Origin of the sequence: Chryseobacterium angstadtii, assembly GCF_001045465.1 — a bacterium.
Taxonomy (GTDB): Bacteria; Bacteroidota; Bacteroidia; order Flavobacteriales; family Weeksellaceae; genus Chryseobacterium; species Chryseobacterium angstadtii.
Genome location: NZ_LFND01000001.1, coordinates 847,759 through 863,511, shown reverse-complemented (window position 1 = coordinate 863,511; position 15,753 = coordinate 847,759). Strand labels below are relative to the sequence as shown.

The 15,753-nt window shown below is 37.9% G+C and carries 13 protein-coding genes and 2 tRNA genes; 5 read left to right on the top strand and 10 right to left on the bottom strand.

Annotated features, from left to right (window positions below):
- Both ACM46_RS03830 and ACM46_RS03825 read right to left on the bottom strand, forming a co-directional pair.
- A tRNA-Gly gene (locus ACM46_RS03830) sits at positions 1 to 76 on the bottom strand.
- Positions 77 to 80: 4 nt separating this feature from the next.
- Positions 81 to 162, bottom strand: a tRNA-Leu gene (locus ACM46_RS03825).
- A 170-nt stretch (positions 163 to 332) separates the two neighbouring features.
- On the opposite strand from ACM46_RS03825, the gene ACM46_RS03820 reads away from it, so the two are divergent.
- From ACM46_RS03820 to ACM46_RS03810, 3 genes are read left to right on the top strand one after another with little or no spacing between them, the layout of a single operon-like run.
- On the top strand, positions 333 to 710 hold the full coding sequence (locus ACM46_RS03820; RefSeq protein WP_048505598.1) for a DUF3127 domain-containing protein: 378 nt from the start codon (positions 333 to 335) through the stop codon (positions 708 to 710).
- Positions 711 to 769: 59 nt separating this feature from the next.
- Complete coding sequence (gene aat, locus ACM46_RS03815; protein WP_048505261.1) at positions 770 to 1,423, top strand: leucyl/phenylalanyl-tRNA--protein transferase; 654 nt, start codon at positions 770 to 772, stop codon at positions 1,421 to 1,423.
- Entirely contained in the window at positions 1,410 to 2,300 is an 891-nt protein-coding gene (locus ACM46_RS03810) for a DMT family transporter (protein WP_048505260.1), read from the top strand. The genes aat and ACM46_RS03810 overlap by 14 nt, the downstream gene beginning before the upstream one ends.
- Positions 2,301 to 2,741: 441 nt before the next feature.
- On the opposite strand, the gene ACM46_RS03805 is transcribed toward ACM46_RS03810, so the two are convergent.
- From ACM46_RS03805 to ACM46_RS03780, 6 genes are all read right to left on the bottom strand, one after another.
- Positions 2,742 to 4,124 (bottom strand): tetratricopeptide repeat protein, encoded by a 1,383-nt coding sequence (locus ACM46_RS03805; protein WP_048505259.1) that lies wholly within the window; start codon positions 4,122 to 4,124, stop codon positions 2,742 to 2,744.
- Positions 4,125 to 4,431: 307 nt separating this feature from the next.
- Positions 4,432 to 5,814 (bottom strand): phosphoglucosamine mutase, encoded by a 1,383-nt coding sequence (glmM, locus tag ACM46_RS03800; protein WP_048505258.1) that lies wholly within the window; start codon positions 5,812 to 5,814, stop codon positions 4,432 to 4,434.
- A gap of 59 nt (positions 5,815 to 5,873) precedes the next feature.
- On the bottom strand, positions 5,874 to 6,902 hold the full coding sequence (locus tag ACM46_RS03795) for a DUF4421 family protein (RefSeq protein WP_048505257.1): 1,029 nt from the start codon (positions 6,900 to 6,902) through the stop codon (positions 5,874 to 5,876).
- 220 nt (positions 6,903 to 7,122) lie between these two features.
- A complete protein-coding gene (gene feoB, locus ACM46_RS03790) occupies positions 7,123 to 9,156 on the bottom strand; it encodes a ferrous iron transport protein B (protein ID WP_048505256.1) in 2,034 nt (677 codons plus the stop codon).
- On the bottom strand, positions 9,156 to 9,410 hold the full coding sequence (locus ACM46_RS03785; RefSeq protein WP_083997330.1) for a FeoA family protein: 255 nt from the start codon (positions 9,408 to 9,410) through the stop codon (positions 9,156 to 9,158). The genes feoB and ACM46_RS03785 overlap by 1 nt, the downstream gene beginning before the upstream one ends.
- Positions 9,411 to 9,544: 134 nt before the next feature.
- Entirely contained in the window at positions 9,545 to 10,456 is a 912-nt protein-coding gene (locus tag ACM46_RS03780) for a GLPGLI family protein (protein WP_083997329.1), read from the bottom strand.
- Between the two features lie 248 nt (positions 10,457 to 10,704).
- Here ACM46_RS03780 and ACM46_RS03775 point away from each other — a divergent pair, with 248 nt between their 5' ends.
- Entirely contained in the window at positions 10,705 to 11,202 is a 498-nt protein-coding gene (locus tag ACM46_RS03775) for a DinB family protein (RefSeq protein WP_048505255.1), read from the top strand.
- 72 nt (positions 11,203 to 11,274) lie between these two features.
- On the opposite strand, the gene ACM46_RS03770 is transcribed toward ACM46_RS03775, so the two are convergent.
- Positions 11,275 to 13,953, bottom strand: coding sequence for a Plug and carboxypeptidase regulatory-like domain-containing protein (locus ACM46_RS03770; protein WP_048505254.1), 2,679 nt, complete (start codon positions 13,951 to 13,953; stop codon positions 11,275 to 11,277).
- Positions 13,954 to 14,449: 496 nt separating this feature from the next.
- Here ACM46_RS03770 and ACM46_RS03765 point away from each other — a divergent pair, with 496 nt between their 5' ends.
- Positions 14,450 to 15,331, top strand: a complete 882-nt coding sequence (locus tag ACM46_RS03765; RefSeq protein ID WP_048505253.1) for a cupin-like domain-containing protein — start codon at positions 14,450 to 14,452, stop codon at positions 15,329 to 15,331.
- Positions 15,332 to 15,364: 33 nt separating this feature from the next.
- Here the strand turns inward: ACM46_RS03765 and ACM46_RS03760 are convergent, their stop codons facing one another.
- Positions 15,365 to 15,745 carry a hypothetical protein gene (locus ACM46_RS03760; protein WP_048505252.1) on the bottom strand — a complete coding sequence of 127 codons (381 nt, stop codon included), beginning with the start codon at positions 15,743 to 15,745 and terminating at the stop codon, positions 15,365 to 15,367.
- Positions 15,746 to 15,753 lie beyond the last annotated feature (8 nt).

Here is a 15,753-nt window from a genome sequence, read left to right as displayed (position 1 = left end):
TGGAGCGAAAAACGGGATTCGAACCCGCGACCCCAACCTTGGCAAGGTTGTGCTCTACCAGCTGAGCTATTTTCGCATAGTGCGGATGAAGGGACTCGAACCCCCACGCCTCACGGCACCAGATCCTAAGTCTGGCGTGGCTACCAATTACACCACATCCGCTGGTTTGTTTATTTTAAAGATCTTGCTTCGTTTTTGTGAGTGCAAATATAGGACATTTTCCTTTACCTCCAAACTTTTCGGGGAAAAAAATTAAAATTCACACATTTTTTTTCTGCTCCCCCTATTATTACATTTCATTTTCTTACTTTTACAACGTTAATAATTACAATATGGAATTACAAGGAACGGTAAAGAAACTTTTTGATGCTCAGACATTTGCAAGCGGCTTTCAAAAGAGAGAAATGGTTATTTTAACCCAAGAACAGTATCCACAGCCGATAAACATAGAATTTTTGTCTGATAAGATCAGTTTATTAGATAACGTGAGAGAAGGTGAAACTGTAAAGGTGGGAATCAATATCAGAGGAAGAGAATGGGTTTCTCCACAAGGTGAAACGAAGTACTTCAATTCTATCACCGGATGGAAAATTGAAAAAGTAATGGATAACGGATCTGAGCCAACCCAGGCTTCTCCTTCCCAATCTGCTGCTCCGGTTTCCAATGAGAACCCTTTTGCGGGAGACGATGATGATGATTTACCTTTTTAATTAAAAGAATAAGATCCTATATAAATCCTGCTTTATCAAGTGGGATTTTTTTCTAAAAAATGGTTCGATTAGACGAAAACGAAATTTCATTCCCCGATCCTGAGGTTTACGAAGGTCATGAAGGACTGATTGCTTTTGGCGGCGATCTGTCGGTAGAACGCATCTGGTTTGCCTATCAGCTGGGAATTTTTCCCTGGTATAATCCCGGAGAAGAAATACTCTGGTGGTGCCCGGATCCGAGATTTGTACTTTACCCTGATGAAATAAAAGTTTCAAAATCCATGCGGAAAATCCTGAACAAAGGCATTTTTACATTTTCTGAGAACAAAAGCTTCAGAGAAGTGATCCGAAACTGCCAGCAGGTAAGCAGAAAAGAGCAGACAGGGACCTGGCTTTCCGATGAACTGATGGAATCTTTTATCAAGCTTCACGAATACGGACTGGCAAAAAGTATTGAAGTATGGCAAAACGGAGAATTGGTGGGCGGATTTTATGGGCTGCAGATCGGAAATGTTTTCTGTGGCGAAAGTATGTTTGCGAAGGTAAGCAATGCTTCTAAGGCAGGATTCATTCATTTTGTAGAAAACAACAAAGATCTGCTTGATCTCATTGACTGCCAATCACATACCGAACACCTGGAAAGCCTGGGTGCCAAAATGATTCCTAAAAAAGAATTTTTAAAAACCTTACACAAAAATAATGAACGCAGATAAAGAAAAATGGATCCTCCTGATTGTATTAACCATTATCTGGGGATCGTCTTTTATTTTAATTAAAAAATCCCTCGAACATTTCAACCCTTATCAGGTAGGTGCATTGAGAGTCCTGATTGCAGGAATTATTTTAATGCCAATTGCGATTTCAAAATATAAACTGTTTCCGAAAAAACACCTGAAATGGCTAATTCTGGCTGCTTTTACAGGAAATTTCATTCCTATGTTTCTGTTTCCGATTGCTGAAACTGAGGTAAGCAGCAGTATTGCAGGAATCATCAATTCTATGATGCCCATCTTCGTTATCATAGTTGGGGCTTTGGTATGGAAATTTGAAACCACCAAAAGGCAGATTGTGGGAACGATGATCAGCTTTGCCGGGGTCTGTTTACTGGCATTCGGAGGAGATGGTGAAGGAGGAAAGTTTAAGCTAGTTCCAATATTGCTTTTACTATTGGCTACTTTGTGTTATGCATTAAGCACCACAACGGTAAAATCTAAGCTCATGAGTGTTTCTTCTACGATTTTATCGGCTTTTGTTTTCTCGTTTGTTCTATTTTTCCCTTCTCTTATTGCTTTAGCCTTCACCGGATTTTTTTCAACTTTCAGTTTTAACGAGGATAATATGATGGGGCTGATGTTTGTAAGTCTGCTGTCTATTTTCGGAACCGGATTGGCTATGACCCTGAATTATCGATTGTTGAAAGTATCTACTCCACTTTTTGCTTCTACGGTAACATTGCTGATGCCTATTGTTGCTATTATCTGGGGCTTTCTGGATGGTGAAAAACTGAGTTTTTTACAGTTTGTGGGAGCAGGAGTTATTATTGGCGGGCTTGTCTTTTTAAGGTCTAAATCCGGCGTTGTTAAAAAGTAAATTCGGCTCTTTATGCAATGAGGAACCGCAAAAAATTTTACTCTGGATCTTTGTTGACGCAAAGCTTCATTGACGAAGTGTATCATTTTGAGAATGGCAAAGGCTTCGACTACGTCGTTGATGAAGCCGCTGGATATACAGTCCGCTTAGTCTAATCAATTTCATTGATTCCTTCTTTGCCTCCTAAAGTTCAACGCAATAGTATTAAAACTTTGCGATAAAAAAGCATTTTCTCTTAGCTCATGTACATACTAATTTGATGAATGATACTATATTACTTTCAACCTTGACTAAAAATAAAAATCCTGCATTGCTGCAGGATTTATTTATTTGAATTGTTTGATGATAAACTTTTAAGAATCTTAAACCGCTCATGAGGAAGATCATTGATCTAAAGACTTTCAGAAACTTCTTTCTTCCGGCTTCCCTCTTCCCGCTTTTTTAAGAATTCTTCTTTTTCACTTTAGCTTTGACTTTCTTAACCTCATCTTTAATGAAAGGATATTTTTTCTGCATATCCGTAGCCAGTGATGAATCTTTGCTTAGTGCTTTCTGAAGAGATTCTGTTCCGTTTTCCGGCCTTTTCAGGTTGAAATAACAGTTACTAAGCTGATAATAGAGTTCCGCTCTGTCATGTACCTTTATAGCTCTGTCCAGAATCGTTACAGCTTCTTCATATTCTCCCAGAAGCATCAAAACTTCGGAATAGGCATACCAGTTATAAAATCTTGAAGGTTCTGCGTCTACCAGCTTTTTCAGACAGGTAAGGCTTTCTTCAAATCTTCCGGAATCAATGAACAGAAATGCCAGTCTTTTCTGATAGTCAAGATTACTGTCATTCAGCTGGGTGGCTTCTTTTGCAAAATGAAGCGCTTCTTTCATTCCTCCCATTTCTTCGTACAGATAAGACTGCTCCATCATGGCAAGATAAAACTGCGGGTCTTCTCTCAATGATTTCTGAAACGCATTTAAAGCCATTATCGACTGTTTCTGCGCTTTGTAGCATAGTCCTATTTTGTAAAAAGTAAATGCTTTGGTATATTCCAGCTCCAGCATTTCCTCATATACTTCCACTGCTTTCTGATATTGTCCCAACGCCTCATAGCACGCTGCTTTGTTGGCATATACTCCTACAGAACTTGAATTGATGGCCAAAAGATAATCATACCCTTTGATGGCTTCTTCAAAATTCTTTCTGTTGAAATAAAACTGCCCGTATTCAAACCATGCGGTCTCGGAGTAGGCAAATTCATCTAAATATTCATTAAGAAAGGCAATAGCCTCCTCGCTCTTATTCAGGTCGCTGAAACAGATCATACAGTTTTCCAGTGAATATTCGTCTGTAGGGTCTTCTTTCAGAGCTTTTCTGTAATGTTTAAGAGCGTTAAAGGGATCTCCCAAGTTTACATATTCATCCGCAATAAAGTTGTGAAGGAAGTTTTCTTCTTCTTTCAGTTCTAAGGCTTTTTTGCAAATGTCAATGGCTTTTCTGGGGTTTCCCAGGTTCGAATAATACTTCGCATAGCAGACCATGAAGTCTGTGTTTTCCATGGATGAACCTTTCAGTTCGTCAATAAGTTCTTTTGCGGTATTATAATCTTCCCATTCCAGAAGAATTTCAAGTCTTTTGATCTTGATATCCAATGAATTAGGATGAAGCTTCAGACCATAATTAACAGCATTGTCTGCGTAATTAAAATCTCCCAGCTCCAAATAATAAACAATAATATCTTCTAATTCTTCAGTGTCGAAATAGAATTCATCATTATTTTCCATCATTTCCTCGAACTTTTTTACAAGTTCATTTCCAAAATACTCTTCCAATAGTGTCGTCTTTGTCAGCCTGATGTCTGAATATACTTACAAACCTCGGCAAACTTTATTAATTAATAATAACTTCTGAAACTGACATTCAAATGTTTATGCAAAGTTGCAACTTTTTTTTGAATTAATTTTTCATAAATTTCTATTTTAAAGATAGTAAAAAAAGAAAACCCATAAAAGGATTGTGGATAAAAAACAGGAATTGTTATTAAATAGTTTAAACATTCTGTTTTCCTTTATAATTTTGAGGATTTCAGGAATCTGAACAAAAAAAGAACGGAGCATTGCTGTTCCGTTCCTGTTTTATTTAAATTAAGCTTTTAATTTTAGCGATGATGTCATCTCCCAGCTGATCAGCTTCTTCCTGAGTGTATGCCTCAGTATAAATCCTGATAATAGGTTCTGTATTGGATTTTCTAAGGTGAACCCAATTGTTTTCAAAGTCTATTTTAACCCCGTCTACCGTAGAAACTTCTTCATTCTGATATTCTTTTTCCATTTTGGCTAAAATATCGTCTACATTAATCTCCGGCGTCAGCTCTATTTTCTTTTTCCCCATAAAGTAGCCTGGATATCCTGCTCTTAATTCGGAAACTGTTTTTCCTTCTTTAGCCAGATGAGTTAAAAACAAGGCTGCTCCTACCAGAGAATCTCTTCCGTAGTGAAGATCAGGGTAGATAATTCCTCCGTTTCCTTCTCCTCCGATCACGGCATTTTTCTCTTTCATTAAGTTAACTACGTTTACTTCTCCTACCGCACTTGCAAAATATTCTGAATCATGGCTTCTGGCCACATCTCTCAAGGCACGGCTTGAAGAAAGGTTGGATACAGCGGCTCCTTTTTTATGCTTCAATAGATAATCTGCAACGGCTACCAGTGTATATTCTTCTCCAAACATTTCTCCTTTTTCATCAATCAGGGCCAGTCTGTCTACATCCGGATCTACTACGATTCCCAAATCTGCATTTTCTTTTTTTACCAGCTCACAGATATCTCCCAAATGCTCTTTTAAAGGCTCCGGGTTATGTGGAAACTGTCCGTTCGGTTCACAGTATAATTTAATAGTTTCGCAACCCAATTTCTCCAACAGCATCGGAATTGCAATTCCTCCTGTAGAGTTTACGGCATCGAGAACTACCTTGAAATTCTTTGCTTTAATGGCTTCAACATCTACCATCGGAAGATCTAAAATCTGCTGGATATGAATATCAAAAGCGTCATCTCTTGTTTCATATTTTCCAAGATCGTCTACTTCAGCGTAGTTGAAATCTTCACTTTCAGCCAGTGCAAGTACTTTTGCTCCGTCATCACCGCTGATGAATTCTCCTTTTCCGTTGAGCAGTTTAAGGGCGTTCCATTGTTTTGGATTGTGTGATGCAGTAAGGATAATTCCTCCGTCTGCCTTCAGTTCAGGCACCATGATTTCTACCGTTGGTGTTGTAGAAAGTCCTAAATCCACGACATTGATTCCCAATCCCTGCAAAGTAGCTGTTACCAGCGAAGAAACCATTTCTCCTGAAATTCTGGCATCTCTACCTATAACAAGGGTTAAATTTTTTTTATTCTGTGTATTCTGAAGCCAGGTTCCGAATGCGGATGCAAATTTTACTACATCCAGCGGTGTTAAGTTATCATTTACTTTTCCACCGATTGTCCCTCTGATCCCTGAAATAGATTTTATTAACGACATTCTGTTTTTTATTTAAGTTGGTTTTATTCTGGGCAAATATACTTAAAAGACCTAATAAGTTATAAGATGGGGATCTTTTTCTGAACCTTGTCATAATTCCTTTTTACAACAATTGGAGGAGGAAAACGGTAGCCTATGTAAAGCAGTCCGAACATATTGTTGTTTTGTACGCTCCGGTTTTCTTTCTCATTATAGGCATAGGCATTCATATTGAATTTTCCTCCGAACAGAAACCGGTCTGTATTGTACCCTATATGAAGCCCCGTAGCGAACCTAAAGGTAAGGTACTGCATATTTTCTTTGTTGAACTTTGTTCCGTCGCCACGGATATCCCAGCTGCTGGAGAACATTCCGCCAAATCCCAGAGAGACATTGGGAGCAATATTCACCCTTTTCCGGGCTCCGAGTACCCAATTGTAAAAATAGCCCATATTGGCTCCGAAACTGTACTGCTTTTCCTTACTTTTCTGCCCTTCCAGGATGTCTCTGAATACGGAAAAATCATAATCTACAAAAGGAACCCAGCTTCCACGGCTCTCTTTCTGCCATTCCCCTTGTGTATAGATGCTTTTCAGAGAGAAATCTTTTTTCAGAACATACGCTGTAGATCCCCCGAAACTCTGAACCCTAAGATCCGGAAACTGGAAATACGGATCTTTTCCTTCTCTCCATTCCGGAAAGAGGTCTTTCATGTTTTCTATATAAAACCCTTTTACGTTTTTGTAATAAACGGTCTGAATGAATCTTTTAGGAAAAAAACGGAATCTGAAATCAGTATAAGAACTGCTGCCTTTCAGCTCGTTATCATTATTACCCGGAAGAAAACTGGGCGTAAATGATACGGTAGCACTTATGATTCTGTAATCAATAGAAAAAGAAGCTCTGGTCTTGTTGTTAATGGAAAGGATTGTTTCTTCTGCACTATCTTCAGGACCTTCCGTAAAAACATATTTTTCAATATTGGTATCAAAATTTACCCGGACCATCACCTGATCTGAGTAGGATTTGATTTTGGAAGAATCGACCTGGGCCTTTACCCCAAACGCTATAAAAGAAACGAGGAGGGCTACTGCTGATTTCGGGCTCAAATGAAAAGGTTTTAGTTTCAAAAAATGAAATTACTACAATTTTTTCAATTATAAGCTTAAAAACAGGATCATGAACAGCCGCAATCTTTATCGCAGGCTGATCTTTTGGAGCTGAATTTTTTCGGTGCAAAATTCTTCTTCAGCACTTTGAATAAAGAGTAACACGCAAATGCTACAACCAATACAATAATAACGTATTGAAAAATTAATGAAGTATCCATTATTTTAAAATCTGATATGCTATCAACGACACAAAATATGCCAAACCTGTCATCATGACTACCTGAAAGCCGGTCCATTTCCAGCTTTTGGTTTCTCTGTAGACTACTGCAAGTGTAGAAACACACTGCATTGCAAATGCATAGAATAAAAGTACGGAAATTCCTGTAGCAAAGCTGAACACTTTTCCGCCATCCGGTTTCACGTCTCTTCTCATTTTATCAATCACTTTCACTTCAGGAGCATCATCTTCCAGGCTGTAAAGGGTAGACATGGTTCCTACGAAAACTTCTCTTGCCACAAAGCTTGTCAGAATTCCCACGCCCATTTTCCAGTCGTAGCCTAAAGGTTCAATAAGAGGTTCTATTCCTTTCCCCATTTTAGCCAGATAGGAATGATCCAATTCTACATTGGTTGCCACAAATTGATCCGGATTCTGTTTTGGGCCGAAGTAGCTTAGAAACCAAATGATAATACTTACAATAAAAATAATTTTCCCAGCACCGGTAATGAAATCCCAGACTTTCCCCAGGACCATTTTAAAATCATACCCGAAAAGTGGCTTTTTATAGGTAGGAAGATCCATCACCAGATAAGTTTTGCCTTCGCTTTTGATAAATCTTTTCAGAATTGCTGCTGAAAGTAAAGCAACAAGAAATCCTAAAAGATACATTCCCATCAGCACCAGCGCTTTGTATTGAATTCCGAGGAATGATCCATCTGAAATAATCAGTCCGATAATGATACTGTAAACCGGAAGTCTTGCGGAACACGTCATGAAAGGTGTTACCAATATCGTGAGAAGTCTTTCCTTTACATTTTCAATATTTCTCGTAGAGATTACGGCCGGAATAGCACATGCAGTTCCTGATACCAGAGGAACGATACTTTTTCCGTTCAGTCCGAACGGACGAAGCAGTCTGTCCATCAGGAAAACCACTCTCGCCATATATCCTGAATCTTCCAGTAAGTATAAGAAATACAGTAAAATCCCAATCTGCGGGGCAAAAACAACAATTCCTCCGATTCCCGGCACAATTCCATTTGAAATCAGTGAATTGATTGGTCCTTCCGGCAAATGTTCTCCGGTGAAGGCTGCCAGCCAGGAGAAAGTATCATCAATCCAGTTCATTGGATATTCGGCCAGAAAGAAAACACTTTGGAAAATGACCAACAGGATCATGAGGAAAATCACGTAGCCCCAGAATTTATGGACCAGTACTTTATCTAATTTTTCTGTCAGAAGTTCTTTGAACTGGGCTTTTTTAGAGATTACATCCGCTAATATCCGGTCTACATTCTGATATCTTCTTACCGTTTCCTGAACCTGAAGTCTTTTAGGCACCAGGCTTTTCGAATCCGTTTCATTCAGCAGGTCTTTTATGGAATCTATTCTTCCGAGATCTGTTCCGGAAGAAAGGCTCATCCATGCTTTATATTCGTTATCAAGGCCCTTGTGAGCCGCTATTTTTTTAATGAAATCTTTATGTTCATTCGGTGTTTCAAAGGATACCGTCTCTGTTTTTGTAAAACCATTTTTAAGAACGGCTTCTTTGATTTCCTCTATTCCGATCTGCTCTTTGGCATTGGTCTGAATGATTTTAATGCCGAGCGCTTCAGAAAACTTCTGAATATCAATGCTGATTCCCCTTCTTTCGGCCTGGTCAATCTGGTTAACGACCAGAATCATCGGAATTCCGAGATCCTGTATCTGCTGAAATAAGAGTAATCCTCTTTTCAGGCTCAAAGCCTCAAGAATATAAATTACTCCTTCATAATTTTTTTGCTCGTCAATAAGAAATTTGGAAAAAATGGCTTCATCTTCCGAGCTTGGATAGACGCTGTATGAGCCCGGTAAGTCAACTACCTCAACTTCTTCGTCTTTATAGATGTATTTTCCGGAATGGCTTGCAACGGTAACCCCTGCATAATTTCCGGTTTTCTGTTTTTTGTTGCACAATGCATTGAAAACCGTAGACTTTCCTACATTGGGATTCCCTACTAAAAGGACCTGTTTTTTCTTATTTACCTGCATTAATTCAATTCTTCAACAATGATATAATTCCCTTCTTCTTCGCGTAGAGCGATACGGCTTTTTTCTTCTCCAAATTCTACATACATAGGACCATTGAAAGGAGCCTGATACAATATTCTGAAAATTGTTTCCGGAAGCAGTCCCATTTCTATGATTTTGTTAGGCATTTTCAGGTGATCGTTATCATAACCCAAAATCTTCCCCATTTTGTTTTTAGGGAATGCGCTTAATGTATGTAAGTCCTTCTGTTTCAAAACCCATATTTTTTGTAAAGGCAAATATACGCTATTTAAATTTAATCTAAATAACAACAGGCATGAAAGAAATCAACCCAAATACATTGCTGTATCCGGGTTGATTCAAGATATAATTTAGTTGATATGAATGCTTATTTTTTCTTCTTCTCTGTTGTAGCAGCTGCCTTAATTTCTATTGGATTATCATTCGAGTTAAAAAAGTCTTTCGCTATTTTTTCCTGCTTCTTCATCATTTCTCCAATGGTGATATCTGAGCCCGGCATTTTCATACTCATCATTTCCGGTGTAACTCTCTGGCGCGTTTCTGCCAATGGATCCTGCTTAAAGCTTGCATAGGCCTTTTCAAATTTTTCCTTTGTTGTTGGCGTTACCGTATGAGGGACTCCATATTTAGCATTAATTTTATCCGAGTAAGACATTTCCTCATAATCCGCAATCTTCTTGTTTCCGCTAAGCTTCCAGGAATAGTTTTTCTCTGAATCTTCAACTTTAACAATTAACCCTGGAAGGCCATAAAATTTGTACGGTCCATCCTGAAAAGGAATATCTGTACTGAACCAGGCAGTCCATTTTCTTCCTCCAAATTCAGTGGTTGCTTTTTGAGTATTATATTCTCCTACTTTTTCTTTTTCCGGTAAAATATTCCAGCTAAATTTAACATCATCGTCAAAGCCGAACAGGTTCATACTCACTCTATCAAGATACTGCTCCTTCATATCAGGATAAGTTTTAATAATTTTATATGAAAACTTAGGCATTTTAATGAGTTTGGATATATCTTTCCAGGTTTTTGTCTTTTCCATCTCTTCAACGGCTATTTTGATTATAGAATCCTGAGCCGGAATTGTATAGTCCTGGTAAATTGATTTTTTACTTGTAATATCTAAGATGGCAACCACTTTATCCAGTTTAGCCGAATCTTTCTTCGGTTTAAAAGTAAGTTCGTAGAAAAAACGGTTGGCGGTTTCTTTTGCGTCTTTAGAGTCCTGCGCAGATGCAAAGGCAAAAAGTGCGATAAAGAATACAGAGAATAAATTTTTCATTGTAATAATGTTTACTAATTAGTTAGCAACTGATAAAATATGTTACAGTTTTTTTAAAAATATTATTCACCTTATTATAAATTGCTGAATATCAATACTATATAATTTCTCTGATTTTCCATTTTTTGAGTTCCGTTTTTTATGACTCCTCTATTTCTTTGGTTTATTTCGTTTATAAAATTATAATTCCTTTAGAATATTTTCCATTACAAAAGCTTTAACTTTATGTACTTAAAAAACAAAAACTTATGGATACTTTATCACAATTCAGAGACGAGTTCGAAGCCGAATACCAGACGACCAGGAAGTTTTTCGAAGCTTATCCTGAAGGAAAAAACGACTATGCTCCGCATGAGAAAAGCATGAAAATGATGCCGCTTGCCACCCATATTTCGGAGATTTTCGGATGGCCGGACACGATGCTGAAAACGTCTGATCTTGATTTTGCCAAAGGTGATTATCAACCTAAGCATTTATCTACAAAGGAGGATCTTCTGCAGACTCTGGATGAGAATTTCAAATCAGCACAGGAATCTCTTCAAAATGCTAAAGAAGAAGATCTCAATGAATACTGGGCTTTGAAAAATAATGGCCATGAAGTGGCTAAATGGACGAAGTATGGATCTATCCGCCATTCTCTGAATCAGATTACGCACCACAGGGCTCAGCTGGGCGTTTATTACAGACTGAATGACATTCCTCTTCCCGGAAGTTACGGCCCATCGGCAGACAACCAGGGATTTTAGAAACACAAAATAGCTCTCAAACAAAAAACCAATCTCGCCGAGATTGGTTTTTATATTTATTGTTGTGTAGAATTACTTAAAGTTGAATTTTACGGTAAACATCACCTGGCTTGGACGCAGCTGATATCTTGTAAGCGTAATATTCGTGGTATTGATATCATAGGTTTCAAATACTTTTTTATTGGCAATATTCATCCATTTAATTTCGAAATCTATTTTCTTTTTAGCCCAGGTAAACTGATAGGACACATCATAGAACCCGTTGTGGTATTTCTGGTCGGCTGCATTGGTATTAACCTGATCCCAATTGAATCCAATCGTATGGTCTTCAACAGGATAGAAGAAAACACCAAGATTGTGTGTAAACCCTGTTCTGATAGCGCTTGAGTTGATCTTTCCTGTACTGGTTTGTTTTGTTCTGGAAATACTTGCATTATAATCCACACTCATCCAGCTGAAATAGGTATTGTTGAATTTAATGCCGTAAGACTGGCTGTTGTTGTTGTTCGTAAAAGCTTCATTATTTAAGAAAGCATCAGATTTTGCTGTACTGTTGCTGTAGCTCAATGAAGCATTGGTCTTGAATTTCGGGAAGTATTTTCCTACTTCGGCACTGTATGCATTGTTTAGAATGTGGTTATCTTTTTCTATATACTGCATGATGCTGTATCCCGGCCCGTTGATGGTTGGGTTGGAGATCAGGTTTCTTTTGGCATCAGAAAATCTGTAACTCACATTGAAGAATAAATTATTCAGAGGGTTTCTGTACTCTATTCTCGTTCCTGCAGATTTATTGTTGTTCTGAGGAATAGGATTATTGATGTCCATTGCATTAATACCGCTTGGTGAAGTCATCAGAAATCCGGAATAAGCTGTATTTATTTCTCCGAAATTATTATTGATATTAGCACTTACCGAAGCTTTCCAGAAAGAAGCAAAAGTATACTGTGCAAAAACATTCGGTTCAAAAGTAACTTTATTGACTGTTTTTGAAACGCTTCTTAACGGATCGTCCGCTTTAATATTATTGGAGTTTACAGGAAAGTTTGCATACAACATCCAGGATTCGCTCTTATAGTTTAGCCCTACACTTCCGTAAGGGGTTGCGGTTGTGTATCTCAGATCGTTGCTATACTGTGTGGGAAGTACTCCCGTAGTTGTCATATTCGATAAATCTGAAACCAGGTCTGTTGTTTTGAAATTAAATCCAACTTCCGGAGTAAATGTCCATCCTTTCGCTGAAAAACTGATATTGGCAGAATGGTTGGCTTCTAAAGTTTTAAGTCTTAAATTCTGACGAACGAAATCACTGCCAGGTGTTGGTGTAAATCCCGGGATCTCCAGATAAGAGGATGGGGAAACTTCCAGATTTTGTTTGTCTGTCTGATAACTCACGAAAGATAAAACATTCACCATTTTTTCTTTCCACGGGATGATGGTACTCAATGAGTTTTGGAATGATGTTGTAGGAGATTCTACCGCTTCATCTGCATGTCTCTGTGTACCGTCTTTCGCATCTGTTCTGTCAACAATTCCTCTGTCTGCATTCCAGTACTGGGAGAAGCTTGTGGTATTTTTAAAGAATCCTTTTTTTGCATTCTTTGTAAATATCAATTCTCCTTTGGCTTTATCTGTATAAAAATTATTAAAAATATTGGTAAAGTTGGAACTTCCTCCGAAATAATCGGTCTGGCTGTAAGATTCTCTTTCCACTGCATTATTGGTATAATTGGCATTGGCTTTAAGCTCCCACTCTTTCTTTTTATCAATATTGGTGAGATAGTTGGCAGACAGATAGTGAACGTTGTTCATTAAATATCTTTTTACCGGGAGGTTGGGCGTACTGGCATTTTCTACATTCAGCCAGTCATTCTGGGAAGCATTAATTCTTCGTCCTTCGAATCTGTTTCCGAAAGCCAGGATATTTCCTTCATTTTCTACCTGTTCCCCCATATTATTGGTCTTGTAATTCACTACCCACTGGCTTTTCTGCCCGAAAAACATTGGGGTAAGTTTTACATTCCACAGCCATGGATCTCCGAAACCGGATCCTACTTCTCCTCTTCCGGTCATGGTAACGGCTTTTTTCAGTTTGATATTGATGGCTGCCTGATCAGAAGGAACTTTGTCCTGAAGAATTTTTACGGGCTGGTGGTTTTCAAGCACTTCCACTTTCTGCACCGCATCTTTTGGAAGCGAGTTGTTGATGGTTCCGTATCCTCCTTCCATTAGATCTTTTCCATTGACATAGAATTTATTGATGGCATTTCCCTGATAAAGGATGGTTCCGTCTTTATTCACTTCAATCCCCGGAATTTTTCTCATTACATCGGCCAGTGTTCTGTCGCCTTTATTTTCGAAAGCTTTAAGATCATAAGCAATGGTATCTCCTCTAGCGGTGATCATTTTGGTTTTCAGCTGTACTTCTTTTATTTCTGTAGCTTCAGACTGCATTTTGAAGGTAAGCGTCTGATCGCTGTTGCTGATCTGTTTGATAAGGGGTTTTTGGTTGAATGCTTTTACTTTCAGATCTACATTGGCTTCCGAAGAAGTAAATGTTACTTTATATTCCCCTTTGGAATTGGTAATACCGTATGCCAGAATCGCATCTTTACCCGGCTCTTCTATGGTAACGCTGGCGCTCGGGATAGCAGATCCGTCTTCATCGGTAATTTTCCCTGATACTGTTTTCTGTGCAAATGTGAGCACGGTGAAAAAAAGCATCAGAAGTAGAGAAATCTTTCCTTTCATAATTTATTATTTGCCTAATTAGTTCTTAGCTTGTGTTTTTTGTTACACTTTTTATAAAGATGTATTTTATTGATAAAGGTTAAATTAATTATCACTACAAACATAGTTATATTTTTGATATATTCAACCTTTCGGTAAAAAGTTTTAAAAACTCAGACTTTTAAAGAAGCTTATTAGATTAAAAATCAAGATTATTTTGTTCTGAACAGCAGTCTGTCAATTTTATTATTAAAATTCGTTTGGTATGCTAATTCTTTAAAATCTTATTGATAATTTTAATCCGGATTTTATCATTTCATTTTATCCGGCTGTAACATTTTTGAAGAAAACATTGTCTTATAAGAAGGAAAATCCTGGTACTTCTCAGGAAAGGATCAATTTTTAAATTCTTATTTATTCTAAATAGTTAAAAGTGATTTGAATCATAGATTAAAAAAAACTTAAACACTGATTCATATATATTTATTTAATAATTTTGTAACATAAAATTTATAGAATGGGAATTATTTTAAAGCCTATAGATGTTGTAGATGATATTACTCAGGAAGAGTTCATGGAAAAATATCTAAAGCCCAGAAGGCCCGTTGTCATCAAAAATATGGCAAGAAAATGGCCTGCTTACCAGAAGTGGACTATGGATTATGTAAAGGAAGTGGTAGGTGATGTAGAAGTTCCTCTTTATGATTCTGCGAAAGCCGATCCTGCTGCTCCCATCAATACGCCTACTGCTAAAATGAAATTTGCAGATTATATAGACCTCATCCAAAGAGAACCTACCGATCTGAGAATTTTCTTTTTCGACCCTATAAAACATGCCAATAAATTACTGAACGATTATATTTCGCCAAAAGAACTTATGGGCGGATTTTTAGATAAATACCCCTCTATGTTTTTCGGAGGAAAAGGCTCTGTAACTTTCCTTCACTTTGATATTGATATGGCGCATATTTTCCATACCCATTTCAACGGAAGAAAGCATGTAAAGCTATTTGAGTACAAATGGAAAGAAAGACTGTATCAGCTCCCTTATGCCACCTATGCGCTGGAAGATTATGATATAGACAATCCTGATTTTGAAAAATTTCCTGCTCTTGACGGTATAGAAGGTATTGAATGTTTCCTGGAGCATGGAGATACACTTTTTATGCCTACCGGATGGTGGCACTGGATGAAATACCTGGACGGAAGTTTCTCGATCTCCCTGAGAGCATGGGACAAATCCTGGGCAGTGAAGGCTCATTCTTTATGGAACCTTACCGTGCAGCGTAAATTTGATGATATTATGAAGTCCAATTTCAAGAAAAAATACATGGACTGGAAAGAAAAAGTAGCCGTTAAAAGAGCCGAAATCGCTCTAAAAAGAGGCTTACCAAGATAAAACAAAAGACGTTTCAATGAGAAGCGTCTTTTTTTATTGTTTAATCTGTACGAGAAGCTCTTCCATATTTCTGGTGACCTCATTGCAGGAAAAGCAAGCTTCTTTTCCATCCTGGGAAAACCATCTGCACTGAGTCCGGATCGGGCAGTAGAAGAGCTCGGCTTCCTTATGCAGCTCTAAATTCTGAACTTTTCGGGATAATGAACATTTGGATTCTGAATTATCCCACTGAGCACAGCCTTTTTCAACACATTTCCCGGTGAAACGGAATCTCTGTTCCAGACTGTTTTTATCTTTGTTGAGCTCAAGAAAATCCTCTGTGACGGTAAGCGGAGTAATAAACTGTACTTTCCCATCATTGTTGACGACTCCAAAAAGCTGTGCCCCAACTTTTCCAACATAACTGGGACACATTTTTTTTG